Below are 20257 nucleotides of genomic sequence, written 5' to 3' on the forward strand. Positions count from 1 at the left end.
ACGCCCGTTACCGATTGGTAGCGGGTCGATCTTCAACAACTGACACTTATGACTAATCACAATGCATTTGTCGATGCCCGCAATCGAGCAATAAAAATCAGTCAGAACTCACTGCTGTTTCACTCAACCTACTGTGAAGGTACTCCACCAGCACTTTTAACTGACGAGGAATGAATCTGGATTGAGGATACTGAGCGACTATCTTTCCCTGATAACTTCCCTTTACTTCCCATTCTGGAAATAGCGCCTCAACGTCCCCGGACTGTATCAACGCATCAATGGAAAACTCAGGGAAAATCGAAATACCCATCCCTCGTAAAACAGCTTCTTTACGGATTTCGGTATGATTGACCGCAAGTCGCCCATCGATATTAACGGTACGAATCACGCCTTGTTGACCAAAGACCCATTTCCTGTCGACAGGACTTTCACCCAAACGAATACATTGATGGGCAGACAACTCTTCAGGGCTCCTAGGGTAGCCAAATTTTTCCAGATAGCTCTTGCTAGCACAAATGAGTAATCGATTCGTCCCTAATTCTTTGGCAACTAAGCCTTCGACTGGTTTATCGGTAATATGTATCACCATATCGACTTCATGCCCAATAGGATCAATAAAGTGGTCTTCAACAACAAAATGTACCGAGACGTTGGGATATTCTTGTAAGAAGTCCAGAATTAACGGCGAAAGTACTTGGCTGGCCAAGGCTCTGGGGGCGGCAATTCTAATTTCACCAGCAACCTCGCTTTGAGAGGAAAAAGCAGCATCTGTCGCTAATCTCGCAGATTTAAGCATATCCATACATAATCCGTGAACTTCTTCTCCCGCAATGCTTAACCGCATATTTCGGGTAGTACGCTCAAGGAGCTTTTGGCACAAAGCATTCTCCAGCTTAGAGATGGAACGGCTCACAGATGAAGGCGCAACACCGAGCTTTTCCGCTGCTTTAGAAAAACTCCCTTCTTCAATAACGACAACAAAAACGGCCATTTCCGGCAGTAAAGCGATGAGCTTATTTGTGTCCACAGCGCAACAGTCCTTTCCAAATCTATCCATTGTTTCACATAACGTACTAGTGGATATTGTTCGAGTCAATTCATACAAGGTTTATAAGGAAAAGATGTGTCTAGCTTAGCGATAAGAGAAAGGCTTTCATTGTTCAATATCCCCGAACTACTGCTTCTGTTAGTCGCCATTGTTTGGGGGACAAGTTATGGCCTAACAAAAAGTGCCATTACCTATACAACGGTGTCCATTTTTATTGCGATTCGCTTTGGGTGGACGTTTTTACTGCTACTCCCAATGATGATCGGGGACTTTGTTCATAGCAAAAACAGAGATTGGCCAGTCGCCCTACCGACTGGAGCCATCCTTGCGGCGATCTTCTTCTTTGAAGTCTATGGAGTTAGTCAGACAACCGCTTCTAACGCAGCATTTCTAATCAGCCTGAATGTCATATTTACCCTGCTTCTGGAAACCTTAACAGGAAGAAGAAAACCAAATCGAACACTGATGTGGCTGTGCTTATTCAGTACAGCAGGTGTACTCATGTTAACCAATAACCACGGTTTCAAAATTACATTCAATCAGGGGGATATCTATATTCTGTGTGCGGCGGCATTGAGGGCAGTTATGGTCATCATGACAAAGAAACTGACTCATGGAAAACAGATAACCAATACCACTCTAACGTGTATTCAGTCATTCATTGTTGCATTTAATGCCTACTTAATCAGTATTGTATCTCATGAGCCCACCACTCAAGCCCTCCTCCCACAGGCTCCGGAATTTTGGCTTACGACTTCTTTTCTGGTTCTGTTTTGTACATTGTTTGCCTTCTATGCACAAAATTATGCGGTACGGAAAATATCTCCGACCAAAGCGTCACTGCTTATGGGAAGTGAACCTCTGTTTGGCGCTATTTTCTCCCTACTATGGCTGAATGAAGTGTTAACCAGCGTTCAATGGTTAGGTGCAGCGATTCTCCTTATTACGGTACTGAGCGCTTCGTTGAGTAAACTAGGCTCGGAGCATTAGGTCACAGGGTTCGTATCAACTAAAGTGACGAATGTTTGGAAGCCATCATTTAAAATTAAGTGGATGTTAAGAGAAAGGGTATTCCATATGGCCTAAATAAGCTCTAAAAATAACTATGTAAAATACCCTTTAATCTGCATATGTTGTTGAGGATTTTAGTCACTCCGATTATCAAGCTTAGTTTTGATATTCAGATAGGTTTTGGAAAGAGTACATCAAATCCTTTTCCAGTTCCCATTGGGATTGATAACCATAATGCCTCCAGAGAAAATCTCGAGGAATACGATATCCGTATACCATTTCTTTTATCCATAATTTGCGGTTGGCCGCAATCATTTTTTTAATTTTGTTTGAAATTACCATAATGAAGTACCCTTACGTTGATTGGATAACGACATTTTAGTAGTCAGAGATTTTTAGTAGGAGTGCGATTCGTTCAACTATAAGTACTTTCCGCTTAGATTTTGTTATTGTTCTTGAAGTAAGTGATTAATAAATATTTTTTGAATATATTATGAAACGTAAATTAGAGCGTGTTCCACAGCGAATAGGTGCTTCTTGGCGCTACTTAAAAATTGTCGAGCCTCAAAAGAGTTACGACTGGCATTGCCATGAGGAATATGAAATTGCAATTCACCGCAATTTTTTAGGTAGTTGTTTTGTAGGAAATTATAATAGTGCAATACAGAATAACCACACGATTCTTATCGGCCCTGGGTTACCTCACGCCATCTATTCAGACTCAGTGATTAACGATGGTCAGTGTGAAACTCATGTTATTTGGTTTCAAAAATCCTGGATCGAACAACTGATTCACCATTGCCAAGAGTTAACCCCACTAAAAGAAATACTGGAAAAGGCTAACCAAGGTTTACAATTTTCCACACAAACGGGAGACAAAGTTGTCAAATTGCTTTCGAATGTACTTGAACTTCCTCCCCCAAACCAATTTGCAATTTTAATTGAAATTTTTTGCCTATTAATCGCGGATAATAATACCGTGCGATTAATAAACCCTATCATCAATGCAACAAACGATGAGAAAAAACGAGTCGATGATAAGATTGAAAGAGCAGAATCTTACTTATTAACTCATTTTAACGAGAATATTTCACTTCAAGATCTGGCCAACCATTTATTTTTAAGCGAAAGCAGTGTGCGAAGACTGTTTGCACAACACTTTAACGAAAGCTTTAGCCAAAGATTAAAGAAAATTCGCTTAAATATAGCTTGTGATATGCTCGCTTACACCGACTATCCAATACGAGTAATCCTAGAAAAAGTAGGATACATCAATCAAGCGAACTTCAATCGTCAGTTTAAAAACTATAAAAACGTTACGCCAAAAGAATATCGATTAGCTATGAAACGCTATCAAAAATCCAGTAAATAATATTTAAAGACATTATTTATAGCTTTGGTGGTTATAATTAGCGGCTTAATCTGACTAACCAGCGAAACAACTTAAACTGACTAGGTAGGTAAAACATATACTCGGGATGCCACTGAACACCCCTGATAGGCCGGGAATGCGTGCTCTCGATCGCTTGAATAAAACCGTCCAGATCTCGCCCCGCAACACGTAAGCCATCCCCAACATCTTTTACAGCTTGATGGTGCAAGCTATTTACCCTCAACTTAGGCTTGCCACACAAAGAAAACAGATCTGACTCTCTATCGACGAACACTTGCTTAGTAGGTAGCAAGCCCGGACGATTATAGGTCCGCTTACGTAGCGTCGAGATATCCGCATACAGGTTGCCACCATGCACAACATTCACCAGTTGTGCGCCGCGACATATCCCCAAAATGGGAACCTCGTTTTCTAGCGCCCATTTTATCCACTCTATCTCTAGCTTATCGCGTTCAGGATCAAATTCATCCCGCTCACTGGCTTCGCCACCATAGTGTTCAGGGTCAATGTCATCACCGCCGCCAATGATCAGACCATCGAGTGGTTTCCCTGATCTCTGGTGCTTAACGCTGATTCTCTCAGGTTTTGCGCCTGCTAGTATGAGCGCGAGTTTTGTACACCACCACGATGGAGACCAACTACGATGGTTACCTGTTACCCCAATTCTCGGCTTTTTATCCACTGACTGACTTCCTTAACCCAATCACTACGTTTTACACCGATAAGCGGCAGAGACATTTCTTTAAAACGACGAGATAAAAAGTCCAGTGCCTTCGTATCGGCAGCTAAAGCCTCGACCAGATACCATATATTCCAGGACATCGCGAAGCTCCAATTTGTATTTTCAATCAAACAATCGGGTAAGCGGTAATGAAATGTAGGCCTTTGATTTACTTTGCTATCCTTCACAGCATTATTCACTTTTTCTTCATCAATAAAGGCAAATAGTGGAAGCATATCTAATGCACGGTTCCGGCTCGGATTATGAAGAAGATAATCATCGATCAACGCATCCATATCCGTATAGGTCTTGTCGAGAAGTAGTTCAACATAATCTTCAGAATATAACTGGATGTAAGGGCTGATTTTTCGCGCCAAATTAACGTCGTGCGCTTCATTTAGCCACCATTGAAGTAACCCATATGCTTGCAAATAGGAGTGGACCGTCTGAACATCTAGCGATGGTAGTTCTGGGTTAATATGGACGCCAAAAGCCGCAACAACTGAATCATCGGTTCCTTTAGCACCAGCATCACGCAATGCTGGAATAAGCGCATCCAATTTTTCCAGCTCATCAAGTGGGAATGGAGGAGATACGATTTCCAATGGAACCACGGATAACGCCAGTTGATGTAAAAAATCCACCCACTCGTGTCCATCATCTTTGACTTTCGCCTCCAGCGCCGTGTTTTTAAGAAACTCCCAGTCTAATTCAACTTTAAACTTACCGTATTCAGGCGTATGTAAAACGTATTCTACCGCGGACTTTTGCTCTAGCTCACCACCAAAAACCTTTTGCAGTATTTGGGTGGCGTCCCCTATGGTTAAACCGGTAAATTCGATCTCAAACCCAACACGGCGAACTTCTTTAGCTTCTGTCGTCGTTAAAGGCGGAGTTTTAAATGCCATAATTGCCTCCACTTATGATGATTACAGATTCGAAAATCGTTTATTCAACAGTACTATTCGTAACATAAAATGCCACTGCAAAAAACCTCAGATCTTTTTTCACCTAGAACAATCAAACAGAATGGCAAGGCTTCTTACCTTTCTACCCCTTCGTTTAACCAACTGAAATTAAGTTATTTTTATGTTAGACAGTGACAGCGCTGACATCACTCTACTCTTGGATCCTGTGCATATCATTTAACATTTTTATGTCTTCGCTGATATCACAAAATCAATGTCGGTATTGTTTTCCATGTGCGCACGATTGGTTGTTTTAGATAATGGTAATCCTAAAATCGGTCTTCAATACCGACATGAGGCAATGGTTGAAGGCTATGAATGATCATAAGATTAAGATAGTCCAGATCCGTGATATTTAGAGATACGTTAAAAACTTCAAACACTTCTTTATAAGATGAACAATCCATTCCATGAATTGCTCATCAATTGTATGACCTAAAGTAAGCCATTATTTATCTGACGTAACTATCAATGTCAGATATTAGTTTGCTGCCTTTGTGTATCAACACCATCACGTATTTCACTGTGACTGTGTGTTTCGTCATTGGTATTTTGCAACTGAGCAATGGAAAAACCGGTCAACGCAAAGATGATGGATATTATGGGAACCACAAAATTAAGTATTGCATAGGGAGCGTATTCAAAGGCACCAACCCCAAGAGTGGCAAGGATAAAGACGCCACAGGTATTCCAGGGAATAAACACGGAGGTCAGGGTACCGCCATCTTCCAGTGCCCTGGACAGATTCTTAGAGTGCAGCCCCTTTTCCTGATAGGTACTGGCAAACATTCTTGCAGGCACAACGACAGAGATATACTGCTCTGAACAGGTTGCGTTGGTCAGAAAACAGGAAGAAATAGTGGTTGGGATCAGGCTTTTTGCCGACTTAGATGAGCTGATTATTTTTTCAACAATAGATTTCAGCATTCCTGTGTTTTCAAGTATCCCTCCCAGAGTCATGGCGACAATGGTCATGGAGACCGTATACATCATAGATTCCAAGCCGCCCCGATTGAACAGGCCGTCGACCATGTCGTTACCAGTTTCAATGCTGAAGCCGACTTGTAGTGCTTTCACTGCTTCCGCCACAGAGCCACCCTGAATGAAGATCTGGCTCAGAAAACCTAACAAAATACCCGCGAATAAGGCTGGCAGGGCTGGAACCTTCCGAGTGACGAGAAAAATCACGAAGACTGGGATTAACAATAGCCAAGGAGAAATAACAAAGTTGTCCTGCAATATGGCCATTGTCGTGCTGATTTGTTCAAACTCGGCGTCGCCAGCAGATAAGCTCTGGCCCAGATACCAGTATACGGTTAGGGCAATCAACAGGCCGGGTACGGTAGTGTAGAACATATGTTTAATATGCTCAAAAAGATCGGTGCCGGTTAGTCCCGCGGCCAGGTTGGTGGTATCGGACAAGGGAGACATCTTGTCCCCAAAATAGGCACCGGATATCACGGCTCCTGCAACCATAGGGGAGGGAATACCCATACTGACACCAATGCCCATACCAGCAACACCAATGGTGCCCATGGTGGACCACGAACTACCGATGGCAATAGACACTATGGCACAGATAAGAGTAATGGAAACAAGAAACAGAGATGGAGACAGTATTTGCAACCCGTAGTAAATCATGCTTGCTACAACGCCACCACCAATCCAAGCACCTATGGCCATACCAACCAGCAGAATGATTACGACGGCGGGGAGAGCCAGTTTGATGCCACTGTAGATGCTATCTTCTATATGCTGCCACTTATAACCATGCATCCAGGCGACCAGCGCTGCGGTCATGGTGCCAAATACAAGAGGTATATGTGGACTACCTTCAAATATGACAATAGTTACTAACATGGCACCAACCATCAGGATGATCGGAAAAATTGCCATGGTGAAGGGTATTTTTGGAGTATCGTTATTCATAATCCCTCTTACTCTTAATTATTGAGTATAAATTTCACAAAGAATTGAATTGTGAAATTAGTAAAATCCATGTAAAAATTAAATTATCAAACAACATTTAGTAACTATCTTATTGTCCGATAAAAAATAGCATCGATATTATTTTTCTTGAAGTTTCACTGGTCTTCCATTTATTAATTATACGAATACTTCCTATCTAGCTCGTTAATTAATAACAATTTACAATGGACCCAAGAAATAACTCCCCGGGCCCACTTGTATTCAATATCCAATAAGAGCGAAGCTAAGTTGGGTTTTGGTGTCCAGCTAAATATGTCTTAATATTTTCATTAAACAGCCTGCATTAATTCAACATTCTCATCCTGATATAACAATGCATAAAGATCTTTTGAGTTGTCAGGTTTCGGAACCAAATCGATTAACTCACCCAAATTGTTTTGTTGGGAAATATCAAGTAGCAAGCGCAGCGCTGAGTAATCTTCTAATGCAAAACCAACCGAATCAAAGATTGTAATTTCCTCATCGGACGTTCTTCCTGGCTTAGTGCCACTAAGTACTTCCCAAAACTCGGTCACCTGGTGCTCTGCCGGCAGTTGCTGAATATCGCCCTCAATACGGCTTTGAGGCTCAAACTCAACAAATATTCTACCTTGTGTAAGAACGTCCATGTGTAGCTCGGTTTTTCCGGGGCAGTCTCCCCCCACGGCGTTGATATGCACACCGGGCGCCACCATGTCCGGGGTCAAAATGGTAGCTAGACGTTTATCTGCGGTAACAGTAGTGATGATATCGACATTTTTGACCGCTTCTTTCGCCGAATTACAGATGGTGATGGTTAGACCTTCCACTTTGCGAAGGTTACGCTTGAGTTTTTCACTTGCCAGCGGATCAACGTCAAAACAGCGTATTTCACTGATCCCTAGCAGCTTATGGAAGGCCAGAGCCTGAAACTCGCTTTGAGAGCCATTGCCAATCAGGGCCATGGTACGGGAGTTTTTTCTGGCCAGTTTTTTTGCGACCATCACCGAGGTGGCAGCCGTGCGTAGGGCTGTGGTCAACGTCAGTTCAGAAAGCAGAACCGGATAACCGGTGTCTACATCAGCCAGCACACCAAATGCCATGACCGTCAACATACCTTTCTCGGTGTTGGCAGGATGACCGTTCACATATTTGAAAGAATATTGCTGAGCATCGGCAACTGGCATTAGTTCTATTACACCGATGTCGCTGTGAGCTGCTAGTCTGGCCGATTTGTCAAAATCTTTCCAGCGAAGGAAATCCTGCTCGATAAACGCCACTAGTTTTTCCATGAATCTATCGGCACCTACAGCACCTACATGCCGGCTAAGGCAATCAACATCAATAAATCGGGTCATATTTTCCTCACAACAAGTACGCTTTTGATGACGTCATTATCGTGGGTCGCAACGCTAAATAATAGACACAAAATACATATAAATTGATAACTTAGTTATCAATATGATAACATTTGCTACCAGTTTGATATATTCAGGTAGGAAAAAGGATATACATGGATTCTATCGACCACATAGATCGCCAGCTGATAGGCCACCTGAGAATGAATGCTCGCTTGCCCGTCGCCTGGCTGGCAAAAACCGTTGGCGTTTCCCGTGCCACTATTCAAAACCGTATGACTCGGCTGGAAAAACGGGGAATCATCAATGGCTATACCACTCTGGTTTCAAGTGGTGTCAATGAGCAACTCGCGATGGTCAGGGCGTTGATGAGCATTGTGCTGGAAAGAGATACCTCCAGAAAGGTACGAGCAGAGCTGATGAGTGAGCCCTGCGTGTGCGCTATTCACTCAACGAACGGGCGTTGGGATATGGTATTGGAGTTGCAAGCACGCTCGCTGGAAGAGTTTGACAGTGTGCTGTGCCGGATCAGAGAGATTAACGGTATTTCTACCTCAGAAACCAGTATATTGCTGTCTTCTCACCGCATCGGCAATCAGCACATATGATATTTGGCACGCTTAGTCTCTCGATCAATCAGCAGAGATTAAGTGTGCCATCACTACTCTAGCCACGGTATATATTCCAACACCGGCAACGCTTTGAACTTTTTCAGCAAACTGTTTGACTGCTTCACCTTTGAATTCTTCTGAGTATGGTGGTCAATCCTCATACTCAATTTACCTATCTCCAAAATGAAAAAAGCCCAGTCTGACGACGAGACTTTCGAACGTGGAGGATAGATAGGGACTTGAAGCCAGGTATTTACTAAAAACCCAATACAAGTCATTGATTAAAAACGACTTTAACACGTAAACATGCAAATAAAGTACAAATATCAAAGCCAATTGTCTTAGACACAATACTACAGACCACGTACAAAAAGTCAGCATAGTGATAATCAACTCTGCATTTCAACTCACACGGACCGATTTGACGCTATTGCACTCTTTGGGGCAGAAACAATTTAGAAATATAGATCTAAGCCGTTTCCACCAGATTAGAGAAAGTAAAATGACATCTTATTTGCTTAAAATAGGCGAAAATGTCAGCTAGAGTCTCAGCAGTCCTCATCACAACAAGTTTTATTTCTGCTCTTGTTCTGACACTTAAGGACAAAATTTTTCAGTGTATCGCACCTTTGGTCTTTGCCGCTAATAAAAACACACCTTTCTTAACTCCTCTACTGGTACAACTCTAGTGTGGGCAGACCGCCAAAACGTTTGCTGAAGCCCGCCCCTCCGGACGCTTTTACTCTTTCGGAGGGGCGAGTACTTATTCGATCAATAACCCATATAGGAGGCCGCCACCATCATCACCCAGCATATGACGTACATGGGAACTATGATCGGCAGAATGACAGGTAGCCAGCGAGCGTAGGATACACGCCCCAGAGCCAACATAGCCAAGATACCGCCAGCCGTAGGGATGAACAGATTGGTTAGGCCGTCGCCAATTTGGAACGCGGTGACCATCAACTGGCGACTCATGCCGATCAAATCAGCCACCGGAATAAGGATCGGCATAGTAACCAGTGCTTGGGCAGAGCCACTAGGAATGAATAGGTTGATCACCCCCTGAATGACGCTGGTCATAACGGCAGCCAGAGCCACAGGTGTCCCTTCAAGAATAGAGCTCAGGGAGCTTACGATAGTATCGACAATATAAGCATCGTTAAGAATGACCTGTATCGATGCCGCTAGGCCAATCACTAGTGCTCCCGAGGTCACAGATGCCGCACCATCCATCATTTGACGGACCAGTTGATTGGCGTTCAGGCCTGAAGCGAGACCGATGACAATCGCCATCATCAAGAAAATTGCAGTGATTTCCTTAATATACCAGCCAAGCGAGAATACCCCGGTTAGCATGATCGCCAGCCCGGCCAAGAAAATTACCAGAATGATCACATCCTGACGTGATATTCGGTACTCATGCAGTGCCTTGCTCATTTCTACCGGTTGATCATCATCGAACTCCATCTTGACCACACGGAAACAAATATAGGCCGATAGGATTGCCAGACAGGTCACGACCATCAACAAACGTAGTTCCCAGCCTGAGAAAAGCGGCAATTCACCTATGCTCTGGGCTACACCCACGGTATAAGGACTGATTGGCGACAGGGCAAATCCCACTCCGATCCCACCAACTGCCATGGTGACCCCAACCAGTCGTGAACAGCCAATGGCGGAAGCAATCAGCGCTCCTATAGGTACGAGAGCGATATTATTTTCACCGCCTACCGCAACACCGAAAAAACCGTAAATGAAGGTCCCCAGTGTGAGAATTAAGTTACGGCTTTTGATACTGTCGTTTGCCCCAAGATTATTGGCGATAACACCAATCATATTTTCCAGTGCACCGGTACCCTTGAGAACATGGAACATACCGCCGGCGATAAACACGATGAACAGAAACTGGGCTGCATTAATCATCCCTTGAGGAATAGCCAGGAACAATTGGAAAAAACTCAGCGTTGCAACACCCTCCAAATACTCAAAAGAACCGGGAACTACACGGTTGTAGCCATCCACTAGCTCCCGTGTGAATTGACCCGCCGGAATGATAAAAGTCAGTAGGTACACGCCGACCAACACAAGAAAGATAAGCACCATGGGGTCAGGAAACTCGCTGAACCAACGGCGTTTTTTTACGTATCCACCGTTGAGCGGCTGGGGTGATTTTGGATTCATGGTGACCTCCTGATTGTCGGGTATAATCTTCATATTATTAATTTACGCTTCAGCGTGGGGGCTTTCGCTAAAATAGCGAGATACAAGGCCGACCAAGAAATTGGCCGCGGCTGGCATGCAGTCGTCGTTGAAATCATAATGCGGATTGTGCACGCAGCATGGTCCCGTCCTGACGCCGGCGTTGTGACCGTTGTCGCCGTTACCGACCAGGAAATAACAACCGGGCACCCGCTCCAGTAGATAGGCGCAGTCCTCGCTACCGGTTAGGGGTTGTATGGATGCATCGACGCAGTCGTCACCGAATAACTTCCTGGCTGTATCGATGGCCAACCGGGTCATCTCTGGATCATTTTTCAACACAGGGTAGCCACGGTCATATTCAACCTCACATTGGCAATCGAAGGCTTCAGCCTGTGACTGGGCTAGAGTATGAATTCGGCGTTCGAGGGCATCGCGAACCTCAGGGGCCAAGGTACGGATACTGAGCTCCAGCTCAGCCGTGTTGGGAATTACATTGGCCGAGGTCCCGGCTTGAATTCGACCCACACTAATCAGCGCCATCTGATTGGGATCTACATTGCGCCCAACAATACTCTGAAGCGCCAAAAGCGTAGCTGCAGCTGGCAAGGTTGGATCCTGCGCTAGATGCGGCAGAGCAGCGTGGCCCCCTTTTCCGGTAAAGGTCAATTTAGCCGTGTCTGATGAAGCCATAAAGGCTCCTTCACGAAAACAGAGTTTGCCCGTGGGGATACCAGGGAAGTTGTGCAGTGCAAAGAGTCCATCACAGGGGAAACGTTCGAACAGGCCGTCCTCTATCATTCGCTCAGCCCCACCATTAAACCCCATCTCCTCAGCAGGTTGGAAGATTAAATGGAGGGTGCCACTGCCAGGCAACTGCTTGGTACGGTGTAAGCGTGCGATCGTCTCGGCAACCCCCAACAAGATGGCGGTGTGGCCATCATGACCGCAAGCATGCATTTTGCCCGCGACTTGGCTGGCCCAAGGCAGTCCGGTGGCTTCCTGAATAGGCAGCGCATCCATGTCGGCACGCAGTCCCAAGCTTAGTCCCGGCTCCTCTCCCCAGCGCAATACACCAACGACTCCAGTACCCGCTATACGGGTATGGACCTCATAACCCCAGTCCTTAAGCAGCTCAGCCACCAGCTGACTGGTTGCGAACTCTTCAAACCCCAGCTCCGGATACTGATGAATTTGGCGGCGCCAATCCCTCATCTGCTCATTATCTGGTGTAATCTTTGAGTGAATTATCATAATAACCACCTGTAAATATAGACTTTCATGATCATGGCGTAATAGTATCCGTCTATAGTGATAGTAAAAAGGCAGAAAATTTTGCCTGGTGACAACCTATGGTGTTCACATAAAATGAAAGATCATCAGCTCAAAGCTTTATTGAAAGTCGCTGAAGAGGGCTCGATTCGCGCAGCTGCAAAAGCGCTTCATCTCAGCCAGAGCGCGCTAACTAAGGCCTTACGTGAATTAGAAGCCGATCTGGGTGCACAGTTGCTGATTCGCAGTTATCGCGGTGTCGACTTCACCCCAGCGGGAAAAACCTTATTGACTCGGGCGCGCCTAGCGATATCAACCCTAGATAAAGCACGAGATGAGATACGCTGGTTACAGGGCGGGATTGGAATGCGGGTAAACGTAGCTGTGACCTCTTCCGTTGCCACAACCGCACTGGCAACGGTGCTTAATGAGTTTGAGAAAGAGTTACCCGATGTCAGCCTTAGATTTGTCGAGGGTATGCTGCCTACAGTGCTACCCGGCTTGATGGAAGGCGACCTTGACTTTGCCATTGCCGTCGCCGAGCCGGAGCAGTTACCATACGAGATCGTCTTCGAACCCTTGACCCAAATTTTATCTGAACCTGTGGCGCGGGAGGGGCACCCTCTACTAGGAGCCTCTGACTGGTCGCAGATGTTATCTGCCCGGTGGGTACTCAGCCTCGCAACAGGCAGCTCGGCCCAGCAGTTAGTGAGCTGGCTTGAATCTGCAGGTGTGCCTTTATCACAGCGTATTGTCCACTGTGACTCTCCTTTCCTGATGACTGAACTTATCCGCCGCACAGATCTGGTGGGTTTTGGTCCCCGTATCTTCTTTACCGACCCCCTCTCCGGTTGTGGTTTAGCGGGTTTTGACGGATTGCCTACCTTTCCGTCACATGCTTTGGGCTTGCTCAAGCTCAAGGGGACACCCCTGAGTCCGGGGGCACAGAAACTTGCCAACTTGTTCCGGCGTCATATTAGCCAGTAGGCACTGAAAATTTGAATGTCATTTATTCTAAAGGACATATTAAATTGGAAGTCCAATTTATAACCTGAGTCCCTAAATGTATATCGCCGCTCCGTACTATCACGTCAGTATCTGATTCAGGTAGCTCCACTGAACTGAATTCCAAGTGGATAATCACCATTATCCAACTAAAAATCCCGGCACATGCGTGCCGGGTTAATGTATTTCTAATTAAGCCTCTACGGAAAGTGGCTTACTACTAAAGTTACGATCGACTAAAATCATAGAAATAGTAGCGATGATCCCAGGAACAGCAAGGACCAGGAAGTTCACTTGGTGAGGAAGAGCCATAGCTAAAAGTGTGCCGCCCACCATAGGACCAAAAATAGCACCATTACGACCAACTCCAGATGCCCAACCTAAGCCTGTAGAGCGGATGTTTGTTGGGTAGTATTGAGCGACATACGCATACAACAAAATCTGCGAACCGATGGTCGCGGCTCCAGCGATACCTACGAGAGTATAAAGCACCCAAGTTGGGTTATTGTAGCCAAGCATGACCAGCGAAATAGAGCCAAGAATAAAGAAACATACCAGTACAGAACGTAAAGAGAACCTATCCGCAAGCCATCCACCACCGACAGCCCCGATAATCGCACCAACATTGAGGATCATTAAGAACATCAGGCTTGAACTTAATCCATAGCCAGCCACGGACATAAGTTTTGGCAGCCAAGAACCTAGTGCGTAAACCATCAGTAAACAACAGAAAAATGCCGTCCAAAACATCAGGGTGCTAAACATTCGTCCGTCACGAAATAGTTCTAATACCGGTGCTTGTGCCTTTTCAGCTGATGAGACAACGAGTACTGAGTCCTGATTAATATCGCAGCTAGGCTCTACCTTAGCGAGTAGCTCTCGGGCTTCTTGCTCACGATTCTGCGTAATTAGGAATGTCAGCGATTCCGGTAAATATTTAATCATCAGAGGAAGCAGTGCTAGAGGGACCGCTGCAAGGAAGAACATTATTTCCCAGCCGAAGCGAGGTACAATCCAAATCCCCAACCCTGCTGACATCATCCCGCCGACAGCATAACCAGAAAACATCAACGCCACTAATGTACTTCGGCTTTTTTTCGGTGAGTATTCTGTCATGAGTGAAACGACGTTAGGCATCACGCCACCTATACCCAACCCAGCAATAAAACGCAGAATACCGAACTGCCATGGTGTGCTAGCTAAGCCATTAATCGCGCTAACGGCACTAAACAGTACCACACACATCAGTATGGTCTTTTTCCTGCCAAGCTTGTCCGATAACATGCCGAAACCCATTGCGCCGAACATCATACCAAACAATGCGGCGCTTCCCAGCATGCCTGCAACATAAGGGTCGAGGTTCCACTGGCTCATTAATTTAGGCAAAACAACGCCATAGATAACAAGATCATAACCATCAAAAATGATAATCAAAGTACACCAAAAGAGTACTTTCCAATGAAATTGGTTAAATTTCGCGTTGTCGACAGCTTCATTGACATTAATGTTACTCATACGCAGCTACCCCTTTTGAGTTGGTAAGATGCTGTAATTCGTTGTTCATTGTGCTCTCCTTGCATGTTCTTTATTTTGTGTTTTTACGTTATTAAAACCTGTTCCTTTTATTTACTAACCTAAATCTCCTCCTGCCACAGGAAGCACTGTTCCAGTGATGTAACCAGCTGCATCAGATGCCAAAAACAGGATTGGTTCAGCCTGCTCATCGAGCGTTCCATAACGATGCATAAAGCTGGTGTCATTCGTCTGGTCGATAAGGGTTTGATACCACCCTTTTTCCCTTTCCTGCTGGGGTTCACGGTTGCGTGGAGTTAACCTTGCTGGCGCTTCTGTGCCTCCGGGTGCTGTGGCGTTTATTCGGATCCCGCGCTCGGCGTATTCGAATGCCATATTCACTGTCAGAGCATTGACGCCTCCCTTAGAAGCGCCATAGGGAACACGCATCAATCCTCGGGTAGCGACGGATGAGACATTGACGATAGCCCCACCCTTTTGCTCCAACATGTAAGGAATCACAGCCCGGCAACACCAAAGCGTAGGAAACAGTGACCGTTGCACTTCCTTCTCTATTTGCTCTGGTTGGTAATATTCGAATGGCTGAGCCCAAATGGTTCCGCCCACATTGTTGATGAGAATATCGATACGACCATATTGTGCGTACGCTTTCTCCATAACGGATTGTGCTCCTTGCCATGTTTCCAAGTCAGCTTGAAGCGCCAGTACTTCCGTTCCTTGCTCTTGCAGTTGAGAAGCCACGCCATGCACATAGTCGGCGATATCGACCAGAACCAGCGTTGCACCTTCGCTCGCGGCCAGTTCGGCTACTCGTTTACCAATACCTTGCGCAGCCCCGGTGACAATCATGACCTTATTAATAAAACGGGCACTCATGCAGCCTCCTCAGAAGCGGGAGTGACGCTCGCAGTGAATTTCTCGTAATGGAAAGAATTCGGTTTGATTCCCTGAGATTCGAAGTGTCCTAATACCGCATTCACCATTGGTGGTGGCCCGCAAAGGTAGACGTCAACATCACCATCATTGAAAGGCGCGTCTTCCATATGATTGGTCACGTATCCTTTGCGCGGGTGATCGCTTTCTTCACTCGCGACAACCGTTTTAAAACTGAAGTTAGGGATACTGGCGGCAAAGGATTCCAAAGCGGATAAGCACACCAGATCATCGTCGTTTGTTACGCCGTAGATCAAATGTACCGGTTGGTCGCACCCTTTCTCCTTTAGATATTCCAGCATAGAAAGGAATGGAGCTAATCCCGTACCACCAGCGAGCATAACAACGGGACGCTCAACCGGACGTAAATAGAACACGCCCATTGGACCAGTTAACGTGACTGTATCGTTGGACTTGGCTTTGCCGACCAACCAAGAGCTCATCAGACCGCCTGGGACATTTCGGATTAAGAAACTCAATTCTCGACTTCCAGGTAGTGAGCTGAATGAATAGGCTCTGGTTTCATTACTGCCCGGGACCTGTATATTCACGTATTGCCCAGGAAGGAAGCCGATATCACTTTGAGCGGATATTTTTAGCTCGATGGCAGTCGGCGAAATGAGATTGACCACATCGACGGTTCCCGCAACTGTGCTGTTTGCAGCCTTGCTACACATTGAAGAAACCGCTGGGATTTCAACGACACAATCGCTGGACGGCACCATTTGACAGGTTAGGATAAGCCCTTTTTCAGCTTCTTCATCCGTTAGCGCTTCGTCGATATACTCTTCGCCTAAATCGTATTGTCCTTGACGGCAAGTGCCCTTACACGTACCGCAAACTCCGTCTGAACAGTCCATAGGTAAGTTCAATTGTGCGCGGTATGCCGCATCGAGAACCGTCTCGCCGTCGTTACAGTTAATGACACGGGTGACGCCATCTTCGAAATTGAGTGCAATGTTATAAGTCATATTGATACTCCCGCAATCCATTACAAGTGGTAAACATCAACTGCCTGATTGATGCAGTCGTTAGTCAGCACGATTTTTTTGAATGTGATCAGAGGGGTATCGGTGCTGATATCTAAGGTGTAAAAAGAAGTACCGTAGTATTCCTGTGTCTTCTTATAGCGATAAGACTTAGTCAGCCAGTTGAAACGCAGCTGCAACTCATTCCCTTCATGTGACAAGATCTCCAACCCGCTGATGAAGTGTTTAGTGCGAGGTTCTGGCAATGAGCTTGCACCAGAACGTTCCGTTTTCAATCGGTAAACTCGGTCTTCTAAACCATCTCGGTTCGGGTAATAAATCAGTGATATTTCGGTCTGAGGATCCTCAGTCAACTGATCGTCGTCATCCCATGCTGGCATCCAGTAAGTCACATCTTTGTGATAACACTCTAGCCAGTTATCCCACTCTTTATCATCGAGGTAGCGGGCTTCACGGTTGATAAACTGCTCTATATCTTGGAAATTCAAGCTCATGCGTCAGCCTCCTTGTTAAGTACCGGAATAATTTGGTCAGATTCAGCTTCAATAGCCCTTAGCATTTCGTCCTGCCAGTGGCGGTGATGATTAACATACAAACCTTCGTCTTCTGGTTTAGTCCCGCTCATTAAAGGCTTCATATCTAACTGGTTAGCATGGTCATCAGGCCCATTCATCCAATGAGAGGCACCACGGCTCATGTCATTCCAACGTGCTCCTCTTGCCTCATATCCGTCCTGGCATGCGCGGAATTCTTCCAGATCATCAGGGGTCCCCATGCCAGATACATTGAAGAAATCTTCGTACTGGCGGATACGCTTGGCACGTAATTCTGCTGGTTCATTCTTTGGTGCGAAGGCATAAATAGTGACTTCAGTTTTGTTCACATCAATAGGACGACTCACCCGGATTTGGGTCGAGAACTGATCCATCAGGTAAACATTCGGATATAGACAGAGGTTTTTGGTTGTGCGGACGATAGAGTCGGCTCTTGCCTCACCAAAGGTCTTTTCCAATCTCTCTAGTTGGCTGAACACCGGACGGACCTCAGGATTTAATAAGCGGGTCCAGAGCATCATGTGGCCGTTTTCAAATGAGTAGAAACCGCCTTCAGCTGACCAGCTTTTCGCATCTACTGCCTCAGTGCCGCCTTTTTCATAGTTTCTCTGACCCATGGTCGATAAGTAGTTCCAGTGCACTGAACTCACGTGGTAGCCATCAGCGCCATTCTCTGCCGTTAACTTCCAGTTGCCTTCGTAGGTGTAAGTTGAACTGCCGCGCAGTATTTCCAACCCATCTTCTGCCTGATCAACAATGTTATCGATGATTTTGGTCGTTTCACCCAGGTGCTCTTCTAACGGGAGTACATCGGCGCTCAAACTACCGAATAGAAATCCGCGATAGTTGCCGAACTTCGCCATCTGCTTCAAATCGTGGGAACCGTCAGTATTGAACTGCTCCGGATAACCACCCTTTTTCTGGTCTTTGGCCTTGAGAAGTTTTCCGTCATTGCGGAACGTCCAGCCGTGAAACGGACAAGTAAAAGAAGCCTTGTTACCGCGCTTCTTACGGCACAGAGTGGCACCACGGTGGGAACAGGTGTTTAGGATGGCTTTTAATTCACCGTCTTTGGTGCGAGTGATGATAACAGGCTGTCTGCCGACAGTGACAGAGTAGTAGTCACCTGGATTTGGAATTTGGCTTTCGTGAGCAAGATAAACCCAGTTGCCTTCAAAGATGTACTTCATCTCCAGATCAAACAGTTCGCGGTCGGTAAAAATGCCACGGTCACACTGGTAACGTCCGGTGTCTGGGTCGGCAACAACGGCGTTTCGTACGTTGTCTGCTAGTTGCTTAAGTTTGCTATTCATTATATTTATTCCTTTTGCATCCTGGGTTTCGGGTACAGGGGTGCTGTAACCACCTCCACATCAAGGTGGTTAGCACAGGGCAATAAGTAGGGGAAATTTGTTAAGCCTGTTGACCCTCAAGAGCGCGAAGGCGGGAGTGGCGAACTTGAAGCTCTGACTTTTCTGTACTGACCAGCTGGATATCAAATTCAACCTGAGTGAATGGACCTTCCAAGCCTAGTGCGTCAGCCTTAGCTGGATCTTCGATGCGTTGCGCTTCAACAACCAACTCTTCCAGGGTTGCAAAAGCGAAATCATCGTATGTGTATTCATCGCCAGCAAGGTTTATCTGAGTCGTTAGGTGCTTGTAACCCGGCTTAGAAATAAAGAAATGAATATGTGCAGGTCGGTTACCATGACGTCCTAACTGGTTAAGCAGTTGCTGAGTTGAGCCTTCAGGAGGGCAACCGTAACCTGCCGGAATAATTGAGCGAGCGGTGTAGCGGCCATTTTCATCCGTCTCGATTCGGCGGCGCAGATTGTAGTCACTTTGGGATTGATCAAAGTAAGAGTACGCTCCCATACTATTTGCATGCCAAATATCGACTACTGCATTGCGAATCGGGTTGCCTTCTTGATCCGTAACCTGTCCGGTCAGTAGCATCACTTCTGAATCTGTGTCGGTGCCATCATCCATGCGAGCAAAACCTTCACTCTTCGGCGCACCTGCTACATATAGCGGGCCTTCAATCGTTCTTGGTGTTCCGCCGTAGAGACCAGCTTGCTTATCTGCCTCGTCCAAACGAATATCTAAGTACTTGTCGATACCAAGACCCGGAGCTAACAAAGCTGCCTCGCCATTCGCACCAAGTTGGTTGATGTAATACACCGCTGACCATAATTCATCCGGTGTAATATCCAGATCTTCTATAATCTGGTAAACATCGTGCATTAGGCGATGCAGGATGGTTTTAACCCTTTCATTACCGTCAGAGTTATTGAAACCCGCCACTTTTTCTAGTAGCTCCTGGACTTCTGGTGTGTGCATAGTCTTAACGTTCATGATTGCTTCTCCTTGCTTTATTTTCTTTTTTCTTCAGTGAGTTAACATTGCTTGATTAACTTATCGGTCATCTTCGTGAATGGACGAAGGGTGACGGCATAATGGGGAAACACTGATATCCATGTAGGGGAACAGTGGTAACTGGCTTATTAGGTCCTGCAGTTCAGCGTTATCTTTTACGTCAAAAATGCTGACGTTGGCGTAGCTGCCTGCCACGCGCCACAAGTGTCGCCACTTGCCAGATTGCTGAAGTTGTTGTGCGTAAGCCTTCTCTTTTGCTTTGATTTCAGCGACCGTATCTTCCGGCAGTGAGTGTGGAATTTTCACGATCATTTCTACTTTGAATAACATGAGGGG

The 20257-nt window shown here is 45.8% G+C and carries 18 protein-coding genes; 4 read left to right on the forward strand and 14 right to left on the reverse strand.

Features of this window, described 5'->3' with window-relative positions; translation table 11 throughout:
* Nucleotides 1–97: 97 nt before the first annotated feature.
* Nucleotides 98–1027 (reverse strand): LysR family transcriptional regulator, encoded by a 930-nt coding sequence (locus VER99_RS16410; protein ID WP_024372793.1) that lies wholly within the window; start codon nt 1025–1027, stop codon nt 98–100.
* A 96-nt stretch (nt 1028–1123) separates the two neighbouring features.
* On the opposite strand from VER99_RS16410, the gene VER99_RS16415 reads away from it, so the two are divergent.
* Both VER99_RS16415 and VER99_RS16420 read left to right on the forward strand, forming a co-directional pair.
* Nucleotides 1124–2038: a DMT family transporter gene (locus VER99_RS16415; protein ID WP_020334223.1), complete on the forward strand. Its 915-nt coding sequence runs from the start codon at nt 1124–1126 to the stop codon at nt 2036–2038.
* Nucleotides 2039–2552: 514 nt separating this feature from the next.
* Nucleotides 2553–3431 (forward strand): helix-turn-helix transcriptional regulator, encoded by an 879-nt coding sequence (locus VER99_RS16420; RefSeq protein WP_020334222.1) that lies wholly within the window; start codon nt 2553–2555, stop codon nt 3429–3431.
* 37 nt (nt 3432–3468) lie between these two features.
* On the opposite strand, the gene VER99_RS16425 is transcribed toward VER99_RS16420, so the two are convergent.
* The 4 genes from VER99_RS16425 to VER99_RS16440 form a co-directional block, all read right to left on the reverse strand.
* Complete coding sequence (locus VER99_RS16425) at nt 3469–4134, reverse strand: gamma-glutamyl-gamma-aminobutyrate hydrolase family protein (protein WP_020334221.1); 666 nt, start codon at nt 4132–4134, stop codon at nt 3469–3471.
* On the reverse strand, nt 4107–5081 hold the full coding sequence (locus VER99_RS16430) for an amidoligase family protein (protein ID WP_020334219.1): 975 nt from the start codon (nt 5079–5081) through the stop codon (nt 4107–4109). Before VER99_RS16430 ends, VER99_RS16425 begins: the two co-directional genes overlap by 28 nt.
* A gap of 534 nt (nt 5082–5615) precedes the next feature.
* Nucleotides 5616–7070: a Na+/H+ antiporter NhaC gene (gene nhaC / locus VER99_RS16435; RefSeq protein ID WP_020334217.1), complete on the reverse strand. Its 1455-nt coding sequence runs from the start codon at nt 7068–7070 to the stop codon at nt 5616–5618.
* A 329-nt stretch (nt 7071–7399) separates the two neighbouring features.
* On the reverse strand, nt 7400–8446 hold the full coding sequence (locus tag VER99_RS16440) for an ornithine cyclodeaminase (protein WP_024372791.1): 1047 nt from the start codon (nt 8444–8446) through the stop codon (nt 7400–7402).
* Nucleotides 8447–8601: 155 nt separating this feature from the next.
* On the opposite strand from VER99_RS16440, the gene VER99_RS16445 reads away from it, so the two are divergent.
* A complete protein-coding gene (locus VER99_RS16445) occupies nt 8602–9054 on the forward strand; it encodes an Lrp/AsnC family transcriptional regulator (RefSeq protein WP_020334215.1) in 453 nt (150 codons plus the stop codon).
* 774 nt (nt 9055–9828) lie between these two features.
* Here the strand turns inward: VER99_RS16445 and VER99_RS16450 are convergent.
* Together VER99_RS16450 and VER99_RS16455 are read right to left on the reverse strand one after the other, a co-directional pair.
* Nucleotides 9829–11241 carry a YfcC family protein gene (locus VER99_RS16450; protein WP_020334214.1) on the reverse strand — a complete coding sequence of 471 codons (1413 nt, stop codon included), beginning with the start codon at nt 11239–11241 and terminating at the stop codon, nt 9829–9831.
* A 42-nt stretch (nt 11242–11283) separates the two neighbouring features.
* Nucleotides 11284–12513: a M20 aminoacylase family protein gene (locus VER99_RS16455; RefSeq protein WP_020334213.1), complete on the reverse strand. Its 1230-nt coding sequence runs from the start codon at nt 12511–12513 to the stop codon at nt 11284–11286.
* A gap of 114 nt (nt 12514–12627) precedes the next feature.
* Between VER99_RS16455 and VER99_RS16460 the strand changes: the two genes are divergently transcribed.
* Complete coding sequence (locus tag VER99_RS16460; protein WP_020334212.1) at nt 12628–13518, forward strand: LysR substrate-binding domain-containing protein; 891 nt, start codon at nt 12628–12630, stop codon at nt 13516–13518.
* 210 nt (nt 13519–13728) lie between these two features.
* Here the strand turns inward: VER99_RS16460 and VER99_RS16465 are convergent, their stop codons facing one another.
* The 7 genes from VER99_RS16465 to catC form a co-directional block, all read right to left on the reverse strand.
* Nucleotides 13729–15051: an MFS transporter gene (locus tag VER99_RS16465; RefSeq protein WP_020334211.1), complete on the reverse strand. Its 1323-nt coding sequence runs from the start codon at nt 15049–15051 to the stop codon at nt 13729–13731.
* A gap of 114 nt (nt 15052–15165) precedes the next feature.
* Nucleotides 15166–15945: a benzoate diol dehydrogenase BenD gene (gene benD, locus VER99_RS16470; protein WP_020334210.1), complete on the reverse strand. Its 780-nt coding sequence runs from the start codon at nt 15943–15945 to the stop codon at nt 15166–15168.
* A complete protein-coding gene (gene benC / locus VER99_RS16475) occupies nt 15942–16973 on the reverse strand; it encodes a benzoate 1,2-dioxygenase electron transfer component BenC (RefSeq protein WP_020334209.1) in 1032 nt (343 codons plus the stop codon). The genes benD and benC overlap by 4 nt, the downstream gene beginning before the upstream one ends.
* Nucleotides 16974–16993: 20 nt before the next feature.
* Nucleotides 16994–17485 (reverse strand): benzoate 1,2-dioxygenase small subunit, encoded by a 492-nt coding sequence (benB, locus tag VER99_RS16480; RefSeq protein ID WP_020334208.1) that lies wholly within the window; start codon nt 17483–17485, stop codon nt 16994–16996.
* Nucleotides 17482–18858: a Rieske 2Fe-2S domain-containing protein gene (locus VER99_RS16485; RefSeq protein WP_020334207.1), complete on the reverse strand. Its 1377-nt coding sequence runs from the start codon at nt 18856–18858 to the stop codon at nt 17482–17484. The genes benB and VER99_RS16485 overlap by 4 nt, the downstream gene beginning before the upstream one ends.
* A gap of 100 nt (nt 18859–18958) precedes the next feature.
* Nucleotides 18959–19900, reverse strand: coding sequence for a catechol 1,2-dioxygenase (catA, locus tag VER99_RS16490; RefSeq protein ID WP_020334206.1), 942 nt, complete (start codon nt 19898–19900; stop codon nt 18959–18961).
* Between the two features lie 60 nt (nt 19901–19960).
* Complete coding sequence (gene catC, locus VER99_RS16495) at nt 19961–20251, reverse strand: muconolactone Delta-isomerase (protein WP_014233845.1); 291 nt, start codon at nt 20249–20251, stop codon at nt 19961–19963.
* Nucleotides 20252–20257: the final 6 nt, after the last annotated feature.

The organism is Vibrio natriegens NBRC 15636 = ATCC 14048 = DSM 759 (genome assembly GCF_035621455.1).
Taxonomy (GTDB): Bacteria; Pseudomonadota; Gammaproteobacteria; order Enterobacterales; family Vibrionaceae; genus Vibrio; species Vibrio natriegens.

Excerpts from the sequence above, each read along its gene's own strand:
- VER99_RS16420 (WP_020334222.1), top strand. The coding sequence starts at position 2,553 with ATGAAACGTAAATTAGAGCGTGTTCCACAGCGAATAGGTGCTTCTTGG.
- VER99_RS16430 (WP_020334219.1), bottom strand. The coding sequence starts at position 5,081 with ATGGCATTTAAAACTCCGCCTTTAACGACGACAGAAGCTAAAGAAGTT.
- nhaC (WP_020334217.1), bottom strand. The coding sequence starts at position 7,070 with ATGAATAACGATACTCCAAAAATACCCTTCACCATGGCAATTTTTCCG.
- VER99_RS16440 (WP_024372791.1), bottom strand. The coding sequence starts at position 8,446 with ATGACCCGATTTATTGATGTTGATTGCCTTAGCCGGCATGTAGGTGCT.
- VER99_RS16445 (WP_020334215.1), top strand. The coding sequence starts at position 8,602 with ATGGATTCTATCGACCACATAGATCGCCAGCTGATAGGCCACCTGAGA.
- VER99_RS16450 (WP_020334214.1), bottom strand. The coding sequence starts at position 11,241 with ATGAATCCAAAATCACCCCAGCCGCTCAACGGTGGATACGTAAAAAAA.
- VER99_RS16455 (WP_020334213.1), bottom strand. The coding sequence starts at position 12,513 with ATGATAATTCACTCAAAGATTACACCAGATAATGAGCAGATGAGGGAT.
- VER99_RS16460 (WP_020334212.1), top strand. The coding sequence starts at position 12,628 with ATGAAAGATCATCAGCTCAAAGCTTTATTGAAAGTCGCTGAAGAGGGC.
- VER99_RS16465 (WP_020334211.1), bottom strand. The coding sequence starts at position 15,051 with ATGAGTAACATTAATGTCAATGAAGCTGTCGACAACGCGAAATTTAAC.
- benD (WP_020334210.1), bottom strand. The coding sequence starts at position 15,945 with ATGAGTGCCCGTTTTATTAATAAGGTCATGATTGTCACCGGGGCTGCG.
- benC (WP_020334209.1), bottom strand. The coding sequence starts at position 16,973 with ATGACTTATAACATTGCACTCAATTTCGAAGATGGCGTCACCCGTGTC.
- benB (WP_020334208.1), bottom strand. The coding sequence starts at position 17,485 with ATGAGCTTGAATTTCCAAGATATAGAGCAGTTTATCAACCGTGAAGCC.
- VER99_RS16485 (WP_020334207.1), bottom strand. The coding sequence starts at position 18,858 with ATGAATAGCAAACTTAAGCAACTAGCAGACAACGTACGAAACGCCGTT.
- catA (WP_020334206.1), bottom strand. The coding sequence starts at position 19,900 with ATGAACGTTAAGACTATGCACACACCAGAAGTCCAGGAGCTACTAGAA.
- catC (WP_014233845.1), bottom strand. The coding sequence starts at position 20,251 with ATGTTATTCAAAGTAGAAATGATCGTGAAAATTCCACACTCACTGCCG.